We start from the raw sequence: 21,653 nt of genomic DNA, 5'->3' as shown, positions 1-21,653 counted from the left end.
GGGAGAAAGAATGAATTTTATTACAGAATGGGTCACTAATATTATTCTGTTTATTTTGCTAGCAACCGTTGTGGATATGCTTTTGCCGAATTCTACCTTTCAGAAATACGCCAAAATGGTTGCAGGATTATTGTTGATAACAGTCATATTGACACCTGTGTTTAAGCTGATATCTAGTGATTTTGAAGACGTTTTTACTGCTAGTGCAATGGGGCAGCCAGAACAAAAAAATATGAATAATTCGATCGAATTGAAAAAAAGAGAAATACAAGCCTCACTTGATGAATATACATTAAATAAAATGGCTGTCCAATTAAAAGAGGATGCAAATGAGGAGTTGATAGCAAATTACGGAATGGAGATCAATTCGATTCAATTATCGATAGACAAAGAAAAGGATGTTGGGTTTCCCGCAAACTTAACAGAACTGGTTATCCATATGAAAGATAGCAAGGATCAAAATAATGTTGTGGAAGCTGTAAGCCCTGTTCGAATTGATACACAGCAACCTCTTCTTGACAAAGATGAATCGAAACAAATGGATACAGAAAGTATTATTTCCTTTCTTTCCGAAAAGTGGGAAGTACGAGATGATGCAATTGTAATTATGTACGAAGGAGGGGAGGATGAGAAAAATGGATAACAAGGACAAAGGGCCATTAAGCTGGTTGAAAAATTTTCTGTCAAACGATGGGAATGAAAAAAAACAGGGGAAAACCACCTACATTGTCATCGTTGTATTGTTTGGAGTCGCCATCATGCTGTTGAGCAATATGTTTTTTAAGGATGATAAAAATGCCCAAGAAGTTGCAGTTTATAGTAATGATGCTTCCTCTCAAGATGCCGAAGAAACATTTGGACAAAAAGCCTCTAGTAACAACTTAACTATTGCTGATTATGAAGAACAATACAAAAAAGAAATTAAGGAAGCAATAACGGCAATAGCGGGAGTTAAGGATGCAATTGTTTATGTAAATATAGAAGGTTCAGAAAAGAAAGTATATGAAAAAAACCAATCCCAAACAATCCAGAAAACAGAAGAAAAGGATACACAGGGAGGAAATAGGAATGTAGAAGAAACATCAAATGAGGAAACCGTAGTATTAGTGCCAAATGGCGATAAACAAGTTCCGATTGTAGTCGAAACGATGAAACCTAAAATTGTTGGGGTTCTAGTTGTTGCAAAAGGAGCTGAAGATATAAAAGTAAAAACAATGATAGTAGAGGCAGTTACTCGGGCACTGGATGTTCCAAGCCATAGAGTTTCTGTACAACCTAAACAAAACTAAGGGGGAATAATAGATGTTATTAAAAAAGCAAACAGTGTGGTTGTTAACAATGTTAAGTTTGGTTGTGGTGTTGTCTGTTTACTATATTACTTCACCAGAGTCTCGGTTAAATGAATTTGCAACAACAGAAGAAGATAATGCAAAGACAAATGATGCCAAAGAAACAGCTACAGACAGTAAAGGAGAAAGCACTGTTACAACTACTGATTCTGAAGCGGTATTTGAGCAAATGCGCCTTGACTTAATGGAACAACGAGACAAAATGAAAGAAGAGCTAGTAACAGTACAGGGATCTAAAGATAAAACAGCCGAAGAGAAAAATGAAGCTACTGAAAAAATTAAAGAGCTTCAAGCTATTACAGATAATGAAAAGATAATGGAAAGTCTAATTAAAGCAGAAAACTATGAAGACGTCCTTGTACAAACCTCTGATGATGGGACGGTAAAAGTAACAGTGAAAGCAGAAGAATTATCTGCAGAAGCGGCAAATGAAATCGTTCAGCTTGTCCGCAAGAACATGGATTCACCAAATGCTAACGTTGCTGTAAAAATCGATCCGAAATAATAGAGACAACAGGGAAGTAACAAGTAAAAATATGGGGAAAAACGAATAGCTAGTCCAAAACTGTAGATCACTGTTATTGAGTGTCTACAGTTTTTTTAGGTAGAATGAATCAATCTATTAGTGAAATTGTGTTATTAATAATAATCAATTTTTGCTCTTTTTAACATCAATTATAAAAGTAAGCGTTTTCTGCAAATCGTCAGCTTTGATTAGTTATTTTAAAAAGATAGTGGTATGATAAGTAGGTAGAAAGAGAGATGATTTCCCGCGGATTTAAAAATTATTATGAAAATATAATAAAAAAATTAGTAGCAAAAAAGTAATGTTTTAAAGATGATTGTTGAATTATAATAAGGTCTTATCGTATGATATTAGTATCTAGTACTAAAAGAATGACTTAAGGGGTGCAATTATATGTTGAAAATTTCAGAAGTGAAAGAATTAATTAAATTAATAGATGATTCGACTATTAGCAATTTTTTATATGAACAAGATGGCGTGAAAGTTGAAATCAAAAAGAATGTTGGAGAGGCAGTAGTAGCAGCACCAGTTGTTACAAAAACAATCCAACAAGAAGAAGCGAAAACAACAAAAGAGGTTGCGGTTGAAAGTGTAGTTACAGAAGCACCTGAAAAATCAATCGATGAAAACTTACATAAGATTACCTCTCCGATGGTAGGAACATTCTATCAATCAGCTTCTCCAGATGCTCCTGCATTTATAAAAGTAGGAGATAAGGTTACAAAAGATTCTGTTGTTTGTATCGTAGAAGCGATGAAGTTATTTAACGAAATTACAGCAGAAGTAGATGGCGAAATTGTAGAAATTCTCGTTAAAGATGGAGAACTTGTAGAGTACGGGGAACCATTATTTCTAGTAAAGGCGTAACTAAGAGGGGTTTAATCGATGATAAAAAAACTATTAATCGCAAATAGAGGAGAAATAGCTGTTCGTATTATAAGAGCTTGTCGTGAATTAGATATCCAAACGGTGGCTATTTATTCAGAAGCAGATCGTGAGGCTTTGCATGTACAAATCGCTGATGAAGCGTATTGTATAGGACCAAAAGCTTCAAAGGATAGTTATTTAAACTTTACAAACATAATAAGTGTAGCAACGTTAACAGGGTGTGATGCCATTCATCCTGGATACGGATTTTTGGCGGAAAATGCTGATTTTGCTGAATTGTGCAGAGATTGCAAAATCACGTTTGTAGGACCTAGTCCAGAGGCTATTAATAAAATGGGAACAAAAGATGTTGCGAGAGAAACAATGCGTCAGGCTGGCGTGCCAATCGTGCCTGGTTCCCAAGGGATTATTAAAGATCTAGAAGATGGCATTCAATTAGCAAAAGAAATAGGATATCCTGTTATTATTAAAGCTACTGCAGGTGGCGGTGGTAAGGGAATCCGTGTAGCAAGAACAGAAGAAGAATTAATTAAAGGAATAAACATTACGCAGCAAGAAGCATTAACAGCTTTTGGGAATGCAGGAGTGTATTTAGAAAAATATATCGAGGATTTCCGCCATGTAGAATTGCAAGTACTTGCTGATAATTATGGGAATGTCATTCATCTAGGAGAAAGAGATTGCTCCATACAGCGTCGATTGCAAAAGTTGCTCGAAGAATCTCCGTCTCCTGTATTATCAGAAGAAATGCGAGAAAAAATGGGGGATGCTGCTGTTAAAGCTGCCGCTGCAGTAAATTATACAGGTGCAGGAACGATTGAATTCATTTTTGATTATCAAAATCAAGCATTCTATTTTATGGAAATGAATACGCGCATCCAAGTTGAGCATCCAGTAACGGAAATGGTAACTGGTATTGATTTAATTAAAGAACAAATACTAGTTGCATCAGGCAAACCTTTGGAATATAAACAAAAGGATGTTACATTTACTGGTTGGTCAATAGAATGCCGTATCAACGCAGAAAATCCTGCGAAAAATTTCATGCCTTCACCAGGGAAAATCGATATGTATTTACCGCCAGGCGGATTAGGAGTACGTGTTGATTCAGCTGCTTATCCAGGTTATAAGATCCCACCATACTATGATAGTATGATTGCTAAGGTAATTACCTATGGATCAACTAGACAAGAAGCTATTTCCCGCATGAAACGGGCGCTGAGTGAATTTGTAATCGAGGGTGTACACACTACGATTCCGTTTCACTTAAATCTCCTTAATCATGAAAAGTTTGTGGAAGGCAACTTCAACACAAAGTTTTTAGAGATGTATGATTTAATGAAATCAGAAGATTAAAAGGAGGAAAAAGTAATGAGCGAAACAACAAGTTTAGAAATGAACCAAGAGTATAATGGACTAGGCAAAGTAGAAATTGCTCCTGAAGTAATTGAGGTTATTGCTAGTATTGCTGCTTCTGAAGTAGAAGGTGTAGCTCAAATGAGAAGCAATTTTGCAACTGGAGTTGTGGAGAAATTTGGAAAAAAGATGCACAACAAAGGGATAAAAGTTGACCTTAGTGAAGAAGGTATTAAAGTTGAAGTATATTGCGTGATGAATTTTGGTGTTTCTATCCCACAAGTTGCACAACAAATTCAAGACAATATTCGTCAGACTTTAATCAATATGACTGGACTAGTAACAGAGGAAGTTAATATTCACATTGTTGGTGTTCAGTTCGAATCGACAAAACAAGAATCTGAATTACAGCAAGAAATGTAGAATACTATCTACTAGTAGCTAGAATATAATAATTTTTAATAGCAAAGGCTGAACAGGAGAGAACAAATATCTAATAAAAGGGGACCCCTTTTATTAGATATCGAGTTCTTATCTTGGACAGCCTTTGTTTTTGTGAGAATTTACGAAGCAGTACAAACATAATTCTAGGTTTTTTTCACGTAAGATAGAGTTTTGTTTTTATTTATGCTATTATTCATGTAGCATAGATAAATAGGTTGGTTTAAACCTATGGAAGGATTTTAAAGGAGCTTAAATAATGAAAAGAAGAACTGCCAGAGAAAAGGCCTTACAGGCACTATTTCAAATTGATATTAGTGATATAGACAAGGAAATAGCAATAGAACATGTTTTAGAAGGAGAGAAATCCGATTCCTATCTTACTAAATTAGTGGATGGGGTTCTTAGCCACCAAGTTTCTATTGATGAAACAATCAAACAATATCTAGAAAATTGGTCACTGGAAAGAATAGCTAATGTAGACCGGAACATTTTACGTCTTGCAGCGTATGAAATGATGTATGGTCAAGCAGATGATGTACCTGTAAATGTAGCAATAGATGAGGCTGTAGAAATTGCTAAACTTTATGGAGATGATCAATCTGGTAGATTCGTCAACGGAGTATTATCTAAAATCAAAGAAAATCAGCAATAATAAGAGAAACGATGGTTTGATCAAAAGTGCTAATATTTGAATGATTTCTTGTTTGCATCACAAGCAGATAAGACTTGTTATCATCCTAAATTGTTTCCTTCTATAACCTATAAACATGAATGAAAAAGGGATGTGGTGGATGGATGCTACACCCCTTTTTCCATCCTGTATAAGGAGTTTTTATAAATGGAATCACGTTATTTAACGGTACATGCTTTGACGAAATACATAAAAAGAAAATTTGATGCCGATCCTCATCTGCACGAAGTCATGGTGAAAGGGGAAATATCCAACTTTAAGCAGCATTCAAGTGGTCACATGTATTTTACCTTAAAAGATGAGAAAGCCAGGATTTTAGCCGTTATGTTTGCGCGTCATAACCAGCAAATGAAATTCACGCCAGAAAATGGGATGAAAGTACTTGTTAAAGCAAGTATTACTGTTTATGAATCAAGCGGACAGTATCAAATGTATGTGAATGAAATGCAGCCAGACGGTATTGGACAATTGTATCTTGCCTATGAGCAGTTGAGAGCGAAACTAGAGCAAGAAGGCTTGTTTCTGCCAGAACATAAGAAAATAATTCCGCGATATCCAAAAACAATTGGTGTAATTACCTCGCCTACTGGTGCGGCTATTAGAGATATTATTACGACAATTAAAAGACGATACCCAATCGCTAAAATTATGATTTATCCGGCGTTAGTTCAAGGAGAAACTGCGGCTCCTTCCATTGTAAAGGCTATTCAACAAGCAAATGAGCAGGAGTCACCGATAATTGATGTTCTCATTGTAGGGAGAGGCGGCGGTTCCATTGAGGAATTATGGGCTTTTAACGAAGAAATCGTTGCCAGAGCTATTCACACTTCAACTATTCCTGTTATATCTGCTGTCGGTCATGAAACAGATTTTACTATTGCTGATTTTGTTGCAGACATGCGGGCGCCGACTCCAACTGGTGCAGCTGAATTAGCCGTACCTCATATTGATGAACTCGTGGAACGGATTTTGACAAGACAAAGTCGGTTAATTAGGGGCATAAAAGAAAAGGTGGAATTACAGAAACTACGCTTAAACAGAATTCAACGTTCCTATGCTTTTCGTTATCCTAAGGTTTTATATGATCAGAAATTGGAGCAGTTAGATAAACAGACAGAGTTGCTAATCCGTAATGTACAAAGAGTTTTTGATCAGAAGAACAATCAACATCAATCAATCCAAAAGCAATTACTAAGAAATCATCCTGATCAATATATAAAGAAAGCGCACCACGATTTAGCTAACTTACAAAAAAATATGATCCGCAATACTGAGCTTATACTTCAGGCAAAAAGGCAGTCTTTTCTTTCGATAATAGGTAAGATGGATGCATTAAGTCCGTTAAAGATAATGGAAAGAGGTTATAATGTAGCATATGATAGTAATGGAAAGTTAATAGCCACCATTAAACAAGTGCAACCAAAAGATCAGATTGAATTGAATTTAGCTGATGGTACAATAGAGGCGGAAATTATTGCGGTAAAGGAGAGGTAGAATTTGGCAACCAATTCGGAAAAAAAGCCATCTTTTGAAGAAGCGATGGAAGAATTAGAAAGAATCGTTGAAAAATTAGAAGAAGGAGATGTTCCATTAGAAGAAGCGATTAATACGTATAAAAAAGGAATGGAACTTTCTAAATACTGCCATGAAAAATTAAAAAATGTCGAAGAACAATTAGCTGAAGTTGTTCTAGAAAATGGAAAAAAACAACCTTTTTCTATTGCTGAGGAGGACTAACGCTTGAATAATATCTCTTTGTCAGCTTTTACAAAAAAGTATAAAGATCTTTTAGAAAAAGAATTAAAGCAAAATGTAGAAAAACTTGTTGCTCCTTCTAACCTAAAAGATTCCATGCTGTACTCACTGAATGCAGGTGGAAAAAGAATTCGTCCATTGCTTTTATTTGCAACTATCCAATCGTATGGAAAAGATCCATTTAAAGGGTTATTACCTGCAACTGCAATTGAAATGATCCATACATACTCCTTAATTCATGATGATTTACCAAGCATGGATGATGATGATTTACGGAGAGGATTACCGACAAATCATAAAGTATATGGAGAGGCAACAGCAATCCTAGCAGGAGATGCACTTCTTACCTATAGTTTTCAAATTATGACACGGATGACGCAGGAAAATATTCCTTCTGATCTTATTCTTACTACTATTAACCTGTTAGCAGAAGCAGCAGGAGCTGAAGGAATGGTAGGTGGACAGGTTGCTGATATAGAAGGAGAAAATAAAGCGCTAAATCAGCGAGAACTTGAACAGATTCATCTACATAAGACAGGAAAGCTATTAGAGGTAAGTATCATAATTGGTGCAATATTAGCAGGTGCTACAAGCAAGGAAATAGAGACATTAAAGCAATTTGCTTATCATTTAGGGTTAGCCTTCCAAATTAGAGATGATATTCTAGATTTAGAGGGTGATGAAGCTGTCATTGGAAAACCGATTGGCAGTGATATGGATAATCACAAAAGTACTTATCCGAAAATCCTGACAATGGGTGGAGCAAAAAAAGAATTAGATCTACATATTAAAGGAGCAAAAGATCTACTTAGGAGCTTAAACTTAGATAGCGCAATCTTAGAAGAGATTACAAATCTAATTGCATATAGAAATAATTAATAATAACTTTATTTAACCGTTTAAAAGCTTTTTAATGATGGTATATAATAGTATTAAGTTTCTTTAGGAAGCAATAAAGTGAAAATTCCATCAGTGGGGGTTTTCCTTCATTGATGGTTAGTTGAACCAATCGGACCTTTACGGACAGTTGATCTCCCACCTATCTTCCTCGTATTCTCATAAAAAAAGAGGGGGGAGTCTTACTGTCCGTTAAGAGTGGGATAAAAATATAGAAGAACATATCAGGGTGTCTCAATCATATTTGACAGCACTCGTGCATTTTATAAAACGAGGATGGGACATAAGTATTCCAGCCAAGGATAATTCCGAACAATTATACGAAGATGCTAATGAATGTTCCGTATAATTGTTCGGGCTTTTATTTGTTTTTCAAAGGATGTTTCCATGAAGTTTGGTGCGATTCCCCGCAGCCGGAATACACTTCGCTTTCCATGGGGCTCGCGCTGAGCCGCTTCGGCCTGTGGCCTGCAGGGTCTCAGACTGTCTCGCTAATCCCATAGGAGTCTTCGTGTATTCCGGCTGCTCTGTTTTTCCAACTAATTATATTTCCTCTTGTAAAAAGTATGCGAAAGCAGCCGCTATTTACTAGCTATATTAGAAATTGTTCGTCTTTACAGAGTATCTATTTAGTTATGTCCCATCCTCATTTTATAAAACAAAGCATTTATAAAAGTGTATGAGTGCTGTTCCACTTTGAGGCATCCTTTTTTTGAGCGCTAAAAGCCCTACTGTTCTTACTATGTAGAATTACTACTATTATCTGTGAAGGAATGGTATAATACATATTTAAATACAAGTATAAATTAGGTTTTTTAATAAAAATAAGGTATTCTAATATAAAATACAATCTTAGATGAAAAGAAATAGTTAAACGGAAGGAAGATATACCAATCTAGTCGCACATTCATCGCTATTTTTGGTTATATACTGAATGAAAGTGAGTTGTTACCTTATGGATTTAATGTCAATTGAAAATCCAGCATTTTTAAAGGGGTTGTCTGATGAGGAACTAAAGAGCCTCAGTGAAGAAATCCGTCACTTTTTAATTAATAAGCTTTCTCTAACTGGCGGTCATATTGGTCCTAACTTAGGGGTAGTGGAATTAACGATTGCCCTTCATAAAAGCTTTGATAGCCCAAAGGATAAATTTATTTGGGATGTAGGCCATCAATCCTATGTACACAAAATTTTAACAGGTCGTGCAAAAGATTTTGATACCCTTAGACAATACAAAGGATTAAGTGGGTTTCCAAAAATGAATGAAAGTGAGCATGATGTCTGGGAAACCGGTCATAGCTCTACTTCCTTATCTGCTGCAATGGGGATGGCCGTAGCTCGGGATATCAAAAAAGAAGATTCCTATATTGTTCCAATAATCGGAGATGGCGCATTAACAGGTGGAATGGCTCTTGAAGCATTAAACCATATCGGTGATGAAAAGAAAAATATGATTGTTATCCTCAATGATAATGAAATGTCGATTGCACCGAATGTGGGAGCTCTTCATCAAGTATTAGGCAGATTAAGAACGGCTGGAAAATACCAATGGGTAAAAGATGAATTGGAAATGCTTTTAAAGAAAATTCCAGCAGTCGGTGGAAAGATGGCTTCTACTGCGGAAAGAATTAAAGATAGCCTAAAATATTTATTGGTATCCGGTGTGTTTTTTGAAGAGTTAGGTTTTACTTATCTAGGTCCAGTAGATGGACATGATTTTGATGACTTATTCGAACAAATAAACTATGCAAAGAAAACTTCCGGCCCAGTTTTATTGCACGTCATTACGAAAAAAGGAAAAGGATTTTCTCCTGCAGAAAAAGATAAAATTGGAACATGGCACGGAACTGGTCCATATAAGATTGAAACAGGTGATTTTGTCAAACCAACGATTACTGCACCTACGTGGAGTAAACTCGTAAGTGATACCGTTTTAAAATTGGCTAGATCAGATGAACGGATTGTGGCTGTTACTCCTGCTATGCCAGTTGGTTCAAAATTAGAAGCATTTGCAAAAGAATTACCAGATCGAATGTTAGATGTTGGTATAGCTGAACAGCATGCAGTTACATTAGCAGCAGGACTCGCTACACAAAAGATGAAGCCATTTTTAGCAATCTATTCTACTTTTTTGCAAAGAGCGTATGATCAGGTACTTCATGATGTATGCCGTCAAAGATTAAATGTGTTTATTGGGATTGACCGAGCAGGTTTAGTAGGAGCAGATGGGGAAACGCATCAAGGAATTTATGATATTGCGTTTTTACGACATATGCCAAACCTAGTATTGATGATGCCAAAGGACGAAAACGAAGGACAGCATATGGTAAATACAGCAATAGAGTATAATGATGGACCGATTGCTATGCGTTTTCCTCGTGGCAATGGGATAGGAGTTAAGCTTGATCCTACTTTAAAAACGATCCCAATTGGTACATGGGAAGTACTAAGAGAGGGAACAGATGCAGCAATCCTTACGTTTGGAACGACAATTGAAATGGCGATGGAAGCAGCAAATCAACTCGAATCACAGGGAATCCATGTAAAAGTAGTTAATGCGAGATTTATTAAACCGCTAGATGAAAAAATGCTTACAGACTTATTGCAAAAACAAATACCAATTTTGACAATTGAAGAAGCTGTTCTGCAAGGTGGTTTTGGAAGTTATTGTTTAGAATATGCACATGATCATGGGTTTGGTGCAAATGTGATTGATCGCATGGGAATCCCAGATGAATTTATTGAGCATGGAGATGTGAACTCTTTATTAAGTGAAATTAAATTAACTAAAGAGGAAGTTGTAAATAGAATTTTAGCCATTGCCAGAAAAAAACAAAAGAGGGCTTAGATTATTCATGAAGAAAGAAAGAATTGATGTATTATTAGTGGAACAAGGCTTATTCGACACAAGGGAGAAGGCAAAACGAGCTGTTATGGCTGGAATTGTCTACTGTGAGGAGAATAGACTAGATAAACCAGGTGAAAAAATAAGCGCAGATTCAAAGCTGTCTGTAAAAGGAAAAACGCTACAGTATGTATCCAGAGGCGGACTGAAGCTTGAAAAGGCGCTGAAAGCATTTGATGTCGATATGAAAGAAAAAGTATTACTAGATATTGGATCCTCTACTGGTGGATTTACTGATTGTGCGCTCCAAAATGGAGCAAAACAATCCTATGCGCTAGATGTGGGCTATAATCAGTTGGCTTGGAAACTTAGACAAGATGAGCGTGTCATTGTAATGGAAAGAACCAATTTTCGTTACGTAACTCCCGCGGATTTAAAAGGGGAAATGCCTACCATAGCGTCTATAGATGTTTCTTTTATATCATTAAAACTGATACTACCAGTATTAAAAACACTGTTAGTATCAGGCAGTGATATCATTGCACTAGTAAAACCTCAATTTGAAGCAGGCAGAGAACAGGTTGGGAAAAAAGGAATTGTCAGAGACCGAAAAGTCCATGAATCTGTATTAGAAATGATTATCGATTTTTCTATTAAAGAGGGATATATCGTTAAAAATCTGTCTTTTTCTCCCATAACAGGTGGGGATGGAAATATTGAGTTTTTACTACATCTTCATTGGGATGAACGTGGAGAGCAATCAACACATTTTTATCAAATAAAAGAGACTGTAGAAGCTGCACATTCCGAATTGAAAGCAAAAAAGGAAACGGAAGAATAAGCTAATGGTAAAAGGGTTTGACTGCATCAAGGGATCTATTAGTCAATGTGCTAGTAGTACTTCTATGCTGGCTGACCCTTTTTGGTATGTCCAAAATAGAGCGAAAATAGTTGCAGAAGTAATTTGTTTTCTTTGTTCTTGTAAAAAGGCGAACAAACACGGTAAAATAAAATAGAAGGAAAATGTCTAAAAAAATCGAATGAACGAATAAAAGGAAACAAATACTTTGGATAAAAAGTTGTACATATTGAATAAAAATGATAACCACTATAAAGGATGGAATATATGAATAAGGGTCAAAGGCATATAAAAATAAGAGAAATCATTACCAATAATGATATAGAAACACAAGACGAATTAGTCGATGAGTTGAAAAGTGCCGGATACAATGTAACACAAGCTACTGTATCAAGAGATATTAAAGAATTGCATTTAGTTAAAGTGCCGCTTCAAGATGGTAGATACAAATATAGCTTACCAGCTGATCAACGCTTTAATCCGTTACAAAAATTAAAAAGAATGTTAATGGACTCATTTGTAAAAATCGATTCAGCTGAAAATTTACTTGTCCTAAAATCTTTGCCAGGAAATGCTCAAGCAATTGGGGCATTAATAGATAATCTAGACTGGGATGAAATATTAGGAACTATTTGTGGAGATGATACATGTTTAATTATTTGTCGCTCCGCAGATGACGGCAAGAAAATTAGTGATCGCTTTCTTGATATGCTGTAATATGGGGGGACAATAATTGCTAAGTGAATTATCGATTAAAAATTTCGCAATCATAGATAGTCTATCCATTTCTTTTAAAAAGGGACTTTCTGTGCTTACAGGTGAAACTGGTGCGGGAAAGTCAATTATTATTGATGCTATAAATTTATTAGTTGGTGGTCGTGGTTCAGCTGAATTTGTTCGTCATGGGGAAGAAAAGGCGGAAATTGAGGGGCTATTTTATATTGAAGATGGTCATCCATGCTTTCGGAAAATGGATGAATTTGGCATAGATATAGACGAAGGCACCATTGTGTTAAGAAGAGATATTGCTTTGTCTGGCAAAAGTGTTTGTCGGATTAATGGGAAGCTTATCACAATTGCTGTCCTACGTGAAATAGGTTCAACCTTAATAGATATTCATGGACAGCATGAACATCAGGAATTAATGGATGAAACGAAACACTTACATTTGCTGGATACTTTTGCAATGGGAGAATTAGCCCCTGTTCTGGAAGAATACGGGGAAGTCTACCGTTCCTATAACCAAACGCAAAAAAAATTAATGAATTTAACGGAAAATGAGCAACAAATGGCTCAAAGACTAGATTTATTGCAATTTCAGTTTAATGAAATCGAAAGCGCTCATTTAAAAATAAACGAAGATGAAGAGCTAATGGAAGAAAGAAAAAAATTAAGTAATTTTGAGAAAATTTATGATAGCATCCAGACAGGTTATAACGCTCTTAGAGGAGAGCAAAAGGGCTTGGATTGGCTTGGTGAGGTAATGGGTAATATGGAAGAAGCTGCAAGCCTTGATACCGAGTACAAAGATATGGCTGAATCTGTTTCAAATAGCTATTATATTTTAGAGGATATTGCAAGACAGCTGCGAAGTGCTTTAGATTACTTGGAATACGATCCTAAAAGATTGAATGAGATTGAAACAAGGCTCAATGAAATCAATACATTAAAGCGGAAATATGGAACAACCGTAACAGATATTTTAGAGTATGCTGCTAAAATAGAAGAAGAATTAGAAACATTACAAAATAAAGAAACTCATATTGATTTATTGGAGCGTGAGCTAGCTTCTCTGAAAAAAGATCTTTTAGTGGAAGCGAAGGAATTGAATACCTTAAGAAGAAAAGCTGCTGTCCGTTTAACAGATAGTATTCATCAAGAATTAAAAGAACTTTACATGGAAAAGACCATTTTTGAGGTTAGAATCCATGCGGATGAGAACAATGTCACTAAAAAAGGAATTGATGTAGTCGAATTTTATATATCCACTAACCCAGGAGAACCGTTAAAACCACTATCGAAAATCGTTTCTGGCGGTGAATTATCGAGAATGATGCTTGCATTAAAAAGCATTTTTTCTAAACATCAAGGCGTTACATCCATTATATTTGATGAGGTAGATACTGGGGTAAGTGGAAGAGTCGCTCAAGCTATTGCTGAAAAAATTCATCATGTTTCCGTTGATTCTCAAGTGCTTTGCATATCTCACTTACCGCAAGTTGCTGCAATGGCTGATACGCATTTATTCATTGCGAAAAAAATTGAGGATGGAAGAACCTCTAGCTCGGTAACACCATTAGTACAACAAGAAAAGATAAAAGAGATTGGACGAATGATTTCTGGAACAGAAATAACGGAATTAACAAAAAAACATGCAAAAGAGCTGTTAAAATTAGCGCAAAAAGCCAAGAATAAAATATAGACACGTAAAACCTCTGTATATGTGCAGAGGTTTATTTTATTCTTTTGAATAATTGTCTAGATATACCTAACACGATAGAGATAAATTTCAAAGTTTATCCAATATGGGTATGTATTTAAAATTTTTAACAGTTATAAATGAGGCCGTAACAGGCAAACTTATAAATGTAGCCGGAGAAGTAGTGGTGAAAAGAAGCGAGGAGAGTGAAGTGAATTGAAAAGTGATATCCTTAGAAAAATAATTGGTGGGATTCTCCTTGTTTCATTAATATCGTTAGTATGTAATCAATCATTTCAAGAATATCTTCATATCCCAAAGAGCATTACATTGTTTGAAGGACAATCAGTGGCAATCAACAATAGTGAGGCGATTTCTGTGACAGCAAATGTAGCAGACGAAGATTCGGTTGTTGCATTAAGTCAAGAAAAAGGAAAACTTTCTTTGCAAGGAAAAGTTAGTGGGAAAGACGAGATGATGCTTGAGCTTGCAGGTTTTCCGATAAAAAAAGTGGATGTGAATGTTTTAAAGGATTTTAAAGTAATTCCTGGTGGCCAATCCATCGGGGTAAAACTAAATACAGTTGGCGTATTGGTGGTAGGGCACCATCAGGTTAACACCGAAGAAGGCAAGCAATCACCTGGTGAAAAAGCAGGGATTAAAGTTGGCGATATGATTGTAGAAATAAATGGAAAGAAAATCGAGAAAATGGCAGATGTAGCACCATTTGTTCAAAAAGCAGGCGAAGAAAATAAACCATTAGATTTAAAAATAAAAAGAGAGAAAGAAGAGTTTAAAACAAAGTTAATGCCGCTAAAAGAAAAAGGGGATAACGCGTTTAAATTAGGATTATATATAAGGGATTCAGCAGCAGGGATTGGAACGATGACTTTTTATCACCCAGATTCGATGAAATATGGTGCATTAGGACACGTAATATCAGATATGGATACAAAAAAACCAATTGTTGTGGATGATGGAGAAGTATTACGATCAACGGTCACAAGTATCGAAAAAGGAAGCAATGGGAATCCTGGTGAAAAATTAGCAAGATTCTCAGAAGATAAAGAAGTAATCGGGGATATTAAAACAAATAGTCCTTTTGGAATATTTGGTGAATTAAATAAAGAAATTAAAAATGGAATAATGGATAAGCCGATGCCAATTACATTATCAGACCAAGTAAAAGAAGGACCAGCACAAATATTGACGGTTGTAGATAATGATCAGGTGAAGCTATTTGATATAGAAGTGGTAAGCTCTGTTCCGCAAAAGTATCCTGCTACAAAAGGATTAGTCATTAAAGTGACAGATAAAGAATTATTGAGCAAAACAGGCGGGATTGTACAAGGAATGAGTGGTAGTCCAATCATTCAAGATGGAAAGGTTATAGGTGCAGTGACACATGTATTTGTAAATGATCCGACAAGCGGATACGGAGTGCATATTGAATGGATGTTAAATGAGGCAGGAATTGATATTTACGAAAAAGGACAAAAAGCGTCATAAATAAAAACGTAGCATGTAAAAGGATTAATCGACAATCCTTTTACATGCTACATTTTAAATGTACCTACTTTTTACATGTTTTGCATGATGAAATCTAACAAGTAGCCAACTGTAATAAATAATCCGAACATAGTATTTGTCAATCCGGTATTTTTCATGGCAATTGGTGTTTGGCTTCGATCCCCTCTAAAGCCTTTGATTGCTTCAAGAGGCTTCTTGAAACTTAGCAATACAATTAAGAGCCATGGACTGAAAATGCCAAAAGCCACGAAGATAACGATCCAAAGATAAGATAATATAAATAATGCCGCAAGGAGGTTGACTGCTTTGTTAAAGCCGATTAGAATAGCAATCGTTTTTCTGCCACCTAATGTATCCTCTTCAATGTCTCTAATATTATTTGATAAATTAATGGCGCCAATAAGAATTGCGATTGGTACAGAAATAAGGATACTTTCTTGACTGATGACACTAGTTTGAATGTAGAAAGAAATAAGGATAAAAATACATCCCATACAGATGCCAGAAAATACTTCTCCAAATGGTGTATAGGCTATCGGTAGCGGTCCACCCGTATATAAATATCCAATAGCCATGCCCAACAAGCCGACTAATGCAATCCACCAAGAAGTATTAGAACAAATATATATACCTAAAAGCAGTGCAATAACGTATAAGGAAATGGCCATATTTAATACTAATTTCGGTTTCATTCCATGATGAACAATAGCTCCGCCTATTCCTACAGAATCTGCCGTATCTATACCCCTTATATAATCATAGTACTCATTAAATAAGTTAGTTGCTATTTGAATAATCAAACAAGCAAACATCATGGCAAAAAATAAACCCCATTTTGTAGAGGCATGAGGGAAAGATAATACTGTACCAATTGAAACGGGTACAAAAGAAGCTGTTAGCGTATGAGGCCTTGTTAGCTTCCACAGTATTTTATAAGTTGGTTTTTCTTCGTTTGTGACGTTCTCCATAAAAATATCCTTTCTATCTCTGGGAAAATGATAAAAGCACGACTATTTTATAGCTGATAAGTAAAAAATGTGCTTAATGTTTAATCTGTTCTAGACACATTTATTGGAATCAAAAAATAAGTGCATCTTTTGCCCAACTTTAATAATACCGTATAAAGTAATCTTCCAACAAGAAAATATTCATAAAAAAGTCATAATTTTTTCTTCCAGAAAAAGAAGTGTTTGGGTAAATGGAAGTTAATTTTCCTATGTTCTTTTTCTTCTCTACTAGGTAATGTATAATAATAATATAAAGATAAAGATTTTTCGACAAACGAGTGAAATATATCGAAATCGGTCGAAAACATGAGAAAATGAGAGAAATAATAGGGTTTTTCCTATTTTTTAAGTTTTTTTTATAAAATCAAAGGATTTTTGGTTGCTTTGTCGAAAATGTCCTTTAGAATAAAAATATAGATAAAATAGAGACATTTGGATTGAGGGAGGAAACAATCGTTGAAAAAGATAAAAGTTTGTATTGTGGATGACAATCGAGAACTAGTTGGATTATTGGAAGAGTATATAGATGCTCAAGCTGACATGGAAGTAATTGGAGTTGCACATAATGGGCAAGAGTGTCTGGAATTAATGGAACAGTTAGAACCAGATGTTATGGTTCTCGATATCATTATGCCTCATTTAGACGGTCTAGCTGTACTAGAAAGAATGCGCCAGATGAATAAACCTATGCCTAACGTGATAATGTTAACAGCTTTTGGCCAAGAGGATGTTACGAAAAAAGCCGTTGAATTAGGGGCCTCTTATTTCATTTTAAAACCGTTTGATATGGATTATTTAGCAAGCCATATTCGCCAAGTAAGCGGTAAAACAACTGGATTTGTGAGAAAGTCTTCTACATCTTTCAAAACACACCAAGAACCAAAAACGAAGAATTTAGATGCAAGCATTACGAGTATCATTCATGAGATTGGTGTACCTGCTCATATTAAAGGCTACCTTTATTTACGCGAAGCTATTTCCATGGTTTATAATGATATTGAATTATTAGGATCGATCACAAAAGTATTGTATCCGGATATCGCTAAAAAATTTAATACAACGGCAAGCCGTGTGGAACGTGCAATTCGTCATGCAATTGAAGTAGCGTGGAGCAGAGGAAATATCGATTCCATTTCTTCCTTATTCGGCTACACGGTAAGCATGTCTAAAGCAAAACCAACAAACTCTGAGTTTATCGCAATTGTAGCAGATAAATTAAGGTTGGAACATAAGGCTTCTTGAGAGGGTTAGGAAAGTTTTCAAACATACCAAAATGACGTTTGCTGTTTTGGTATGATTGAAATGATACCAAGAAAGCCTTTATTTAATCTTAAGAGGCAAATCTTTGAAGCGTAATTAATTGTGATAAATCCAAAATAAGGAATTTATTTTAAAAAATTGAAAAATTTATTCTTAAAGGTTTGCTTTCTGTAGATGAACCTGTTAATATTAAGGAGACTTATTTTTGTTCTTTAGAAAATAGTTGAGATTTACATATTTCTTTATTTTTTACTACGAGCAAGGATAGTAATACATTTGTGCATTAAGCACATAGGAGGAAACAAGAAATGGCTACAGGTAAAGTAAAATGGTTTAACGCAGAAAAAGGTTTTGGATTCATCGAAACAGCAGAAGGACAAGATGTATTCGTACATTTCAGCGCTATTCAAACTGAAGGTTTCAAAACTTTAGATGAAGGTCAAGAAGTAAGCTTTGACATTGAAGAAGGTCAACGCGGACCTCAAGCTGCTAACGTAGTAAAAAACTAATTTAACAAAAACGATACAGGCTCTGACATATGTTGGAGCCTGTTTTTTTATCATTTATTCCACTCTTAACGGAGAGTAAGACTCCACCCCTCAAGCTTATGAGAATACTAGGAAGCTAGGTGAGAGATCAACTGTCCATAAAGGTCTGATTGGTTCAACTAACCATCAGTGGGGGGAGGAGGGAAAACCCCCACTGATGGAAGTTTCGCTTTATTAGCAATACAAATGAATATTCTATTGCTAATAAAAGGAAGTTTTACATAAGGATGTGAATTCATATGACGAAAATATTTGCACATAGAGGTTTTTCGGCAAATTATCCTGAGAATACAATGATAGCTTTTGTAGAAGCAGAAAAGGCAAAGGCTGATGGAATAGAGATAGATATTCAAATGACTAAGGATGGGGAAATTGTTATCATCCATGACGAAAAAGTTGATCGAACGACTAACGGCTCAGGTTTTGTGCAACAATTGAGTTATAAAGAATTAAGAGCGTTAAATGCAGGACATCGATTTAAGTATAGTAATAAAGAATCTATTCCAACGTTAAGTGAGTTGTTTGAATGGATGCAGGGGAATTCAATAATCTGTAATATTGAAATGAAGAATAATAAGATTTCCTATGAGGGAATGGAAGAAAAAACAATTAATCTCATCAGACAATATGGATTTGAAAAACGGATCATTTTTTCTTCCTTTAATCATTATAGTCTCGTTCATAGTTATCGCATTGCTCCAGAAATAGAAACGGCTCCGCTATTGTCAGATGGTATCTATCAGCCATGGATTTATGCCAATGCTATAAATGCCAAAGGTTTTCATCCAAATTATAAACGATTAAACGGAGAAATAATCAGAGCTTCTGAATCGAATAATATAAAAGTAAGAGCCTACACTGTAAATAATTCGAAAACGATGAGAGCACTTATGAAGGAAGGAATATCAGCAATTATTACAGATGAGCCAATAATCGCACGAGAAATTTTAACACAGTTATAAAGAACAAAGGTCTCCCCTATCCTTCTAAAGCCATTAGAAAGATAAGGGAGACCTTTGTTTTTGAATTTATGAGGTTGGGATTTAACAAAATAGATACGCTGTTAAGACAAATATTCTCTCATTTAGCTAGTAAATATAGGTTGCTTTCGCATACTTTATTTTATTTGTTTTTAAATAAAATAAAGTGTAAGAACTAGTTCGTTCCATTACGCTATAGACACTTCATTTCACTTCGTTTTTAAAGGCTATTTTCTAAAACCTAATTATTTTACCAAGAAAAAAATGAAATAGATTGGAAAATGGAGCAGCCTAAATACACGTAGACTCCGGTGGGATTAGCGAGACAGCTGAGACCCTGCAGGCCAAGGGCCGAAGCGGCTCAGCGGGAGCCCCAAGGAAAGCGAAGTGTATTTAGGTTGCGGGTAAATAGCAACAAACCTCATGAAACATCCTTTTTGAAAACGAATAAAAAAGCCCAAACGACTATACGAGCCCTTCATTAGCATGTTCTTATAATCGTTTGGGTCTATGTTTGACTGGAATAGTTTTTTTATCTTTTAAGATGATCGCTCTCATCCAGAGAAGTCATAAGCTCGTCCCTTTTTTCAGAAAAAAATGAAAACGGGAAAAAAATTGCATAATAACGAAGAGATAGGTATAGTATAGATATGAAATAAATTGCACGGATGATAGGAAGTGTGCTAATGATCGATCGAACAATACAGTCAACCTCTTATACCCTTTTTGATGAATTGAAGGAAGGGATTATCCTTGTGGATAATCATGGAGTCATCTGCTATTTCAACCAAAGTGCTGAAAGAATGGTGCAAAAGCAATATCATCTTCAAATAGATCAGCATATTTTATCCATTATTCCTAACAGTGGAATGATGAGAGTTTTACATACAAAAAGAAAAGAAGAACAGAAAATGTTTGCAATTTCTGACACAGATTATCTTTTGATTTCTCGTTATCCACTTAAAGATAAAGAAAATCAAATAATTGGTGCTGTTGCAGTATTGCAAGAAGCTAGTCAAAAAAGAGAATGGTTAGATGATGACAATATTCAAATGTTGTTAATGCTAATTTTGCAAAAAAGTGCAGAGGCTTATGTAATAGTCGATGAGCAAGGTCTTGTTATTATGCAAAATCCATCATACGATGGTTTGATTTCTGTAGTTGACCAAGAACAACATGAATCAGTAATAAAGAATAGAGAAGAAGTTTTTCAAACAAGACGGGATGCGGAGATAACACTTAATACAGACACCTTGTGTCTTTCGATAAAAAGTACACCTATAATAGTCGATGGCAAATTAAAAGGCTGTCTGCAAATTATTAAAAATAAAACAGAAACTGTCTATTTAAAAAAAGAGCTTCAACAAACAAAAGCAATTATCCGAGGGTTGGAACATAACTATCAATTTGACGATTTTATATATCAATCACCGTTTATGAAGTTTGCCATCGAGCAGGCAAAGCTAGCAGCTGCAACTAAACGTGTCATATTTATTAGAGGTGAGGAAGGTACTGGCAAGTTTATGCTTGCCAATGCTATTCACAATTGGAGTGAAAATAAGTTTAAACTTTTTAAACGTATCCACCCAAAAAGAAATCAAGCACAACTGAATAAGTTTCTAAGCACTAATTGTACAAAATATAAAGGAACAATTTACTTAGAAAATGTCACTTATTTATCGATCGATGAACAAACATTGCTTTTAGAAAAACTAAGGGAATTTGGAAAGGGCGAGAAGCAGGCGTCTTTTCGCCTGATCATTTCATCTCCTATCAAGTTAGAAAAAGCCTTAATCGCTGGGGCATTTTTAGAAGAGCTGTATGATGAGTTAATGAAAACGAATATTTATTTACCACCTTTAAGCGAGCGTAAAGAAGATATTTATCCATTATCTAAGTATTTTCTCATGGAGCTAAATCAAGAAAGTGACAGATGGATACAAGAAATCGATTTAGAAGCGCAAAAAGCATTAGAATCTTATTCTTATACGAGCAATGCACTAGAATTAAAAGCAATTTTACAGCTTGCAGTCGTAAGGGTTCAGGAAGAAGAGACAGTGCTAAAATTGGAGCATCTTTTTCATTCAGGAGAAAAAAAGGAACAACCAATCGAACTGGAAGATACCACAGATGATGTGGATCAACCACTATCTGAGTTAGTTGAAAAATACGAGAAAGTAATTATAGAAAAAACGTTAAGAAAGTTAGAGGGAAACAAAACATTAACGGCTAAAACATTAGGGCTTTCTGTCCGAAATTTATATTATAAATTAGATAAGTATCACTTAAATTAATTTTT

At 35.3% G+C, this 21,653-nt stretch carries 20 protein-coding genes; 19 read left to right on the top strand and 1 reads right to left on the bottom strand.

Annotated elements, in window-relative coordinates:
- Positions 1-10 precede the first annotated feature (10 nt).
- From spoIIIAF to spoIVB, 15 genes are all read left to right on the top strand, one after another.
- Complete coding sequence (gene spoIIIAF, locus NST60_RS22540) at positions 11-643, top strand: stage III sporulation protein AF (RefSeq protein ID WP_169188816.1); 633 nt, start codon at positions 11-13, stop codon at positions 641-643.
- Positions 636-1,289, top strand: coding sequence for a stage III sporulation protein AG (gene spoIIIAG, locus NST60_RS22535; protein ID WP_169188815.1), 654 nt, complete (start codon positions 636-638; stop codon positions 1,287-1,289). Before spoIIIAF ends, spoIIIAG begins: the two co-directional genes overlap by 8 nt.
- A gap of 13 nt (positions 1,290-1,302) precedes the next feature.
- Positions 1,303-1,854: a SpoIIIAH-like family protein gene (locus NST60_RS22530; RefSeq protein WP_016203272.1), complete on the top strand. Its 552-nt coding sequence runs from the start codon at positions 1,303-1,305 to the stop codon at positions 1,852-1,854.
- Positions 1,855-2,268: 414 nt separating this feature from the next.
- Positions 2,269-2,742, top strand: a complete 474-nt coding sequence (gene accB, locus NST60_RS22525; RefSeq protein WP_016203271.1) for an acetyl-CoA carboxylase biotin carboxyl carrier protein — start codon at positions 2,269-2,271, stop codon at positions 2,740-2,742.
- A gap of 18 nt (positions 2,743-2,760) precedes the next feature.
- Entirely contained in the window at positions 2,761-4,119 is a 1,359-nt protein-coding gene (gene accC / locus NST60_RS22520) for an acetyl-CoA carboxylase biotin carboxylase subunit (protein WP_101730847.1), read from the top strand.
- Positions 4,120-4,134: 15 nt separating this feature from the next.
- Entirely contained in the window at positions 4,135-4,542 is a 408-nt protein-coding gene (locus NST60_RS22515) for an Asp23/Gls24 family envelope stress response protein (protein ID WP_016203269.1), read from the top strand.
- A 277-nt stretch (positions 4,543-4,819) separates the two neighbouring features.
- Positions 4,820-5,215, top strand: a complete 396-nt coding sequence (gene nusB / locus NST60_RS22510; RefSeq protein ID WP_016203268.1) for a transcription antitermination factor NusB — start codon at positions 4,820-4,822, stop codon at positions 5,213-5,215.
- Positions 5,216-5,401: 186 nt separating this feature from the next.
- The gene (gene xseA / locus NST60_RS22505; RefSeq protein WP_212117125.1) at positions 5,402-6,748 is read left to right on the top strand and encodes an exodeoxyribonuclease VII large subunit; all 1,347 of its coding nucleotides are present in this window, start codon (positions 5,402-5,404) and stop codon (positions 6,746-6,748) included.
- Between the two features lie 3 nt (positions 6,749-6,751).
- Complete coding sequence (locus NST60_RS22500) at positions 6,752-6,991, top strand: exodeoxyribonuclease VII small subunit (protein ID WP_016203266.1); 240 nt, start codon at positions 6,752-6,754, stop codon at positions 6,989-6,991.
- A 3-nt stretch (positions 6,992-6,994) separates the two neighbouring features.
- Entirely contained in the window at positions 6,995-7,888 is an 894-nt protein-coding gene (locus tag NST60_RS22495; RefSeq protein ID WP_016203265.1) for a polyprenyl synthetase family protein, read from the top strand.
- Between the two features lie 973 nt (positions 7,889-8,861).
- Complete coding sequence (gene dxs, locus NST60_RS22490; RefSeq protein ID WP_224427519.1) at positions 8,862-10,754, top strand: 1-deoxy-D-xylulose-5-phosphate synthase; 1,893 nt, start codon at positions 8,862-8,864, stop codon at positions 10,752-10,754.
- 7 nt (positions 10,755-10,761) lie between these two features.
- Positions 10,762-11,592: a TlyA family RNA methyltransferase gene (locus NST60_RS22485; RefSeq protein WP_040343429.1), complete on the top strand. Its 831-nt coding sequence runs from the start codon at positions 10,762-10,764 to the stop codon at positions 11,590-11,592.
- A gap of 285 nt (positions 11,593-11,877) precedes the next feature.
- Positions 11,878-12,327 carry a transcriptional regulator AhrC/ArgR gene (gene ahrC / locus NST60_RS22480; RefSeq protein WP_016203262.1) on the top strand — a complete coding sequence of 150 codons (450 nt, stop codon included), beginning with the start codon at positions 11,878-11,880 and terminating at the stop codon, positions 12,325-12,327.
- Positions 12,328-12,343: 16 nt separating this feature from the next.
- A complete protein-coding gene (gene recN, locus NST60_RS22475; RefSeq protein WP_224427518.1) occupies positions 12,344-14,032 on the top strand; it encodes a DNA repair protein RecN in 1,689 nt (562 codons plus the stop codon).
- A 213-nt stretch (positions 14,033-14,245) separates the two neighbouring features.
- Positions 14,246-15,538, top strand: coding sequence for a SpoIVB peptidase (gene spoIVB / locus NST60_RS22470; RefSeq protein WP_016203258.1), 1,293 nt, complete (start codon positions 14,246-14,248; stop codon positions 15,536-15,538).
- 71 nt (positions 15,539-15,609) lie between these two features.
- Here spoIVB and NST60_RS22465 read toward each other — a convergent pair whose 3' ends face one another.
- On the bottom strand, positions 15,610-16,527 hold the full coding sequence (locus NST60_RS22465) for a 1,4-dihydroxy-2-naphthoate polyprenyltransferase (RefSeq protein ID WP_016203257.1): 918 nt from the start codon (positions 16,525-16,527) through the stop codon (positions 15,610-15,612).
- Positions 16,528-17,022: 495 nt separating this feature from the next.
- On the opposite strand from NST60_RS22465, the gene spo0A reads away from it, so the two are divergent.
- The 4 genes from spo0A (at position 17,023) to NST60_RS22445 (ending at position 21,648) form a co-directional block, all read left to right on the top strand.
- The gene (gene spo0A, locus NST60_RS22460; RefSeq protein WP_016203256.1) at positions 17,023-17,808 is read left to right on the top strand and encodes a sporulation transcription factor Spo0A; all 786 of its coding nucleotides are present in this window, start codon (positions 17,023-17,025) and stop codon (positions 17,806-17,808) included.
- 326 nt (positions 17,809-18,134) lie between these two features.
- Positions 18,135-18,335 carry a cold-shock protein gene (locus NST60_RS22455; protein ID WP_016203255.1) on the top strand — a complete coding sequence of 67 codons (201 nt, stop codon included), beginning with the start codon at positions 18,135-18,137 and terminating at the stop codon, positions 18,333-18,335.
- A 278-nt stretch (positions 18,336-18,613) separates the two neighbouring features.
- On the top strand, positions 18,614-19,336 hold the full coding sequence (locus NST60_RS22450) for a glycerophosphodiester phosphodiesterase (protein WP_016203254.1): 723 nt from the start codon (positions 18,614-18,616) through the stop codon (positions 19,334-19,336).
- Positions 19,337-20,040: 704 nt separating this feature from the next.
- Positions 20,041-21,648 carry a sigma 54-interacting transcriptional regulator gene (locus NST60_RS22445; protein WP_224427517.1) on the top strand — a complete coding sequence of 536 codons (1,608 nt, stop codon included), beginning with the start codon at positions 20,041-20,043 and terminating at the stop codon, positions 21,646-21,648.
- Positions 21,649-21,653: the final 5 nt, after the last annotated feature.

This window comes from Niallia sp. FSL W8-1348, from assembly GCF_038006745.1.
GTDB classification, from domain to species: Bacteria; Bacillota; Bacilli; order Bacillales; family Cytobacillaceae; genus Niallia; species Niallia alba.
This window is presented reverse-complemented; position numbering and strand designations above follow the sequence as displayed.

Coding starts and splice junctions, on each gene's coding strand:
- NST60_RS22485 (WP_040343429.1), top strand. CDS start 10,762: ATGAAGAAAGAAAGAATTGATGTATTATTAGTGGAACAAGGCTTATTC.
- accC (WP_101730847.1), top strand. CDS start 2,761: ATGATAAAAAAACTATTAATCGCAAATAGAGGAGAAATAGCTGTTCGT.
- dxs (WP_224427519.1), top strand. CDS start 8,862: ATGGATTTAATGTCAATTGAAAATCCAGCATTTTTAAAGGGGTTGTCT.
- ahrC (WP_016203262.1), top strand. CDS start 11,878: ATGAATAAGGGTCAAAGGCATATAAAAATAAGAGAAATCATTACCAAT.
- NST60_RS22465 (WP_016203257.1), bottom strand. CDS start 16,527: ATGGAGAACGTCACAAACGAAGAAAAACCAACTTATAAAATACTGTGG.
- NST60_RS22530 (WP_016203272.1), top strand. CDS start 1,303: ATGTTATTAAAAAAGCAAACAGTGTGGTTGTTAACAATGTTAAGTTTG.
- NST60_RS22455 (WP_016203255.1), top strand. CDS start 18,135: ATGGCTACAGGTAAAGTAAAATGGTTTAACGCAGAAAAAGGTTTTGGA.
- NST60_RS22515 (WP_016203269.1), top strand. CDS start 4,135: ATGAGCGAAACAACAAGTTTAGAAATGAACCAAGAGTATAATGGACTA.
- NST60_RS22450 (WP_016203254.1), top strand. CDS start 18,614: ATGACGAAAATATTTGCACATAGAGGTTTTTCGGCAAATTATCCTGAG.
- NST60_RS22445 (WP_224427517.1), top strand. CDS start 20,041: ATGATCGATCGAACAATACAGTCAACCTCTTATACCCTTTTTGATGAA.
- spoIIIAF (WP_169188816.1), top strand. CDS start 11: ATGAATTTTATTACAGAATGGGTCACTAATATTATTCTGTTTATTTTG.
- accB (WP_016203271.1), top strand. CDS start 2,269: ATGTTGAAAATTTCAGAAGTGAAAGAATTAATTAAATTAATAGATGAT.
- spoIIIAG (WP_169188815.1), top strand. CDS start 636: ATGGATAACAAGGACAAAGGGCCATTAAGCTGGTTGAAAAATTTTCTG.
- nusB (WP_016203268.1), top strand. CDS start 4,820: ATGAAAAGAAGAACTGCCAGAGAAAAGGCCTTACAGGCACTATTTCAA.
- xseA (WP_212117125.1), top strand. CDS start 5,402: ATGGAATCACGTTATTTAACGGTACATGCTTTGACGAAATACATAAAA.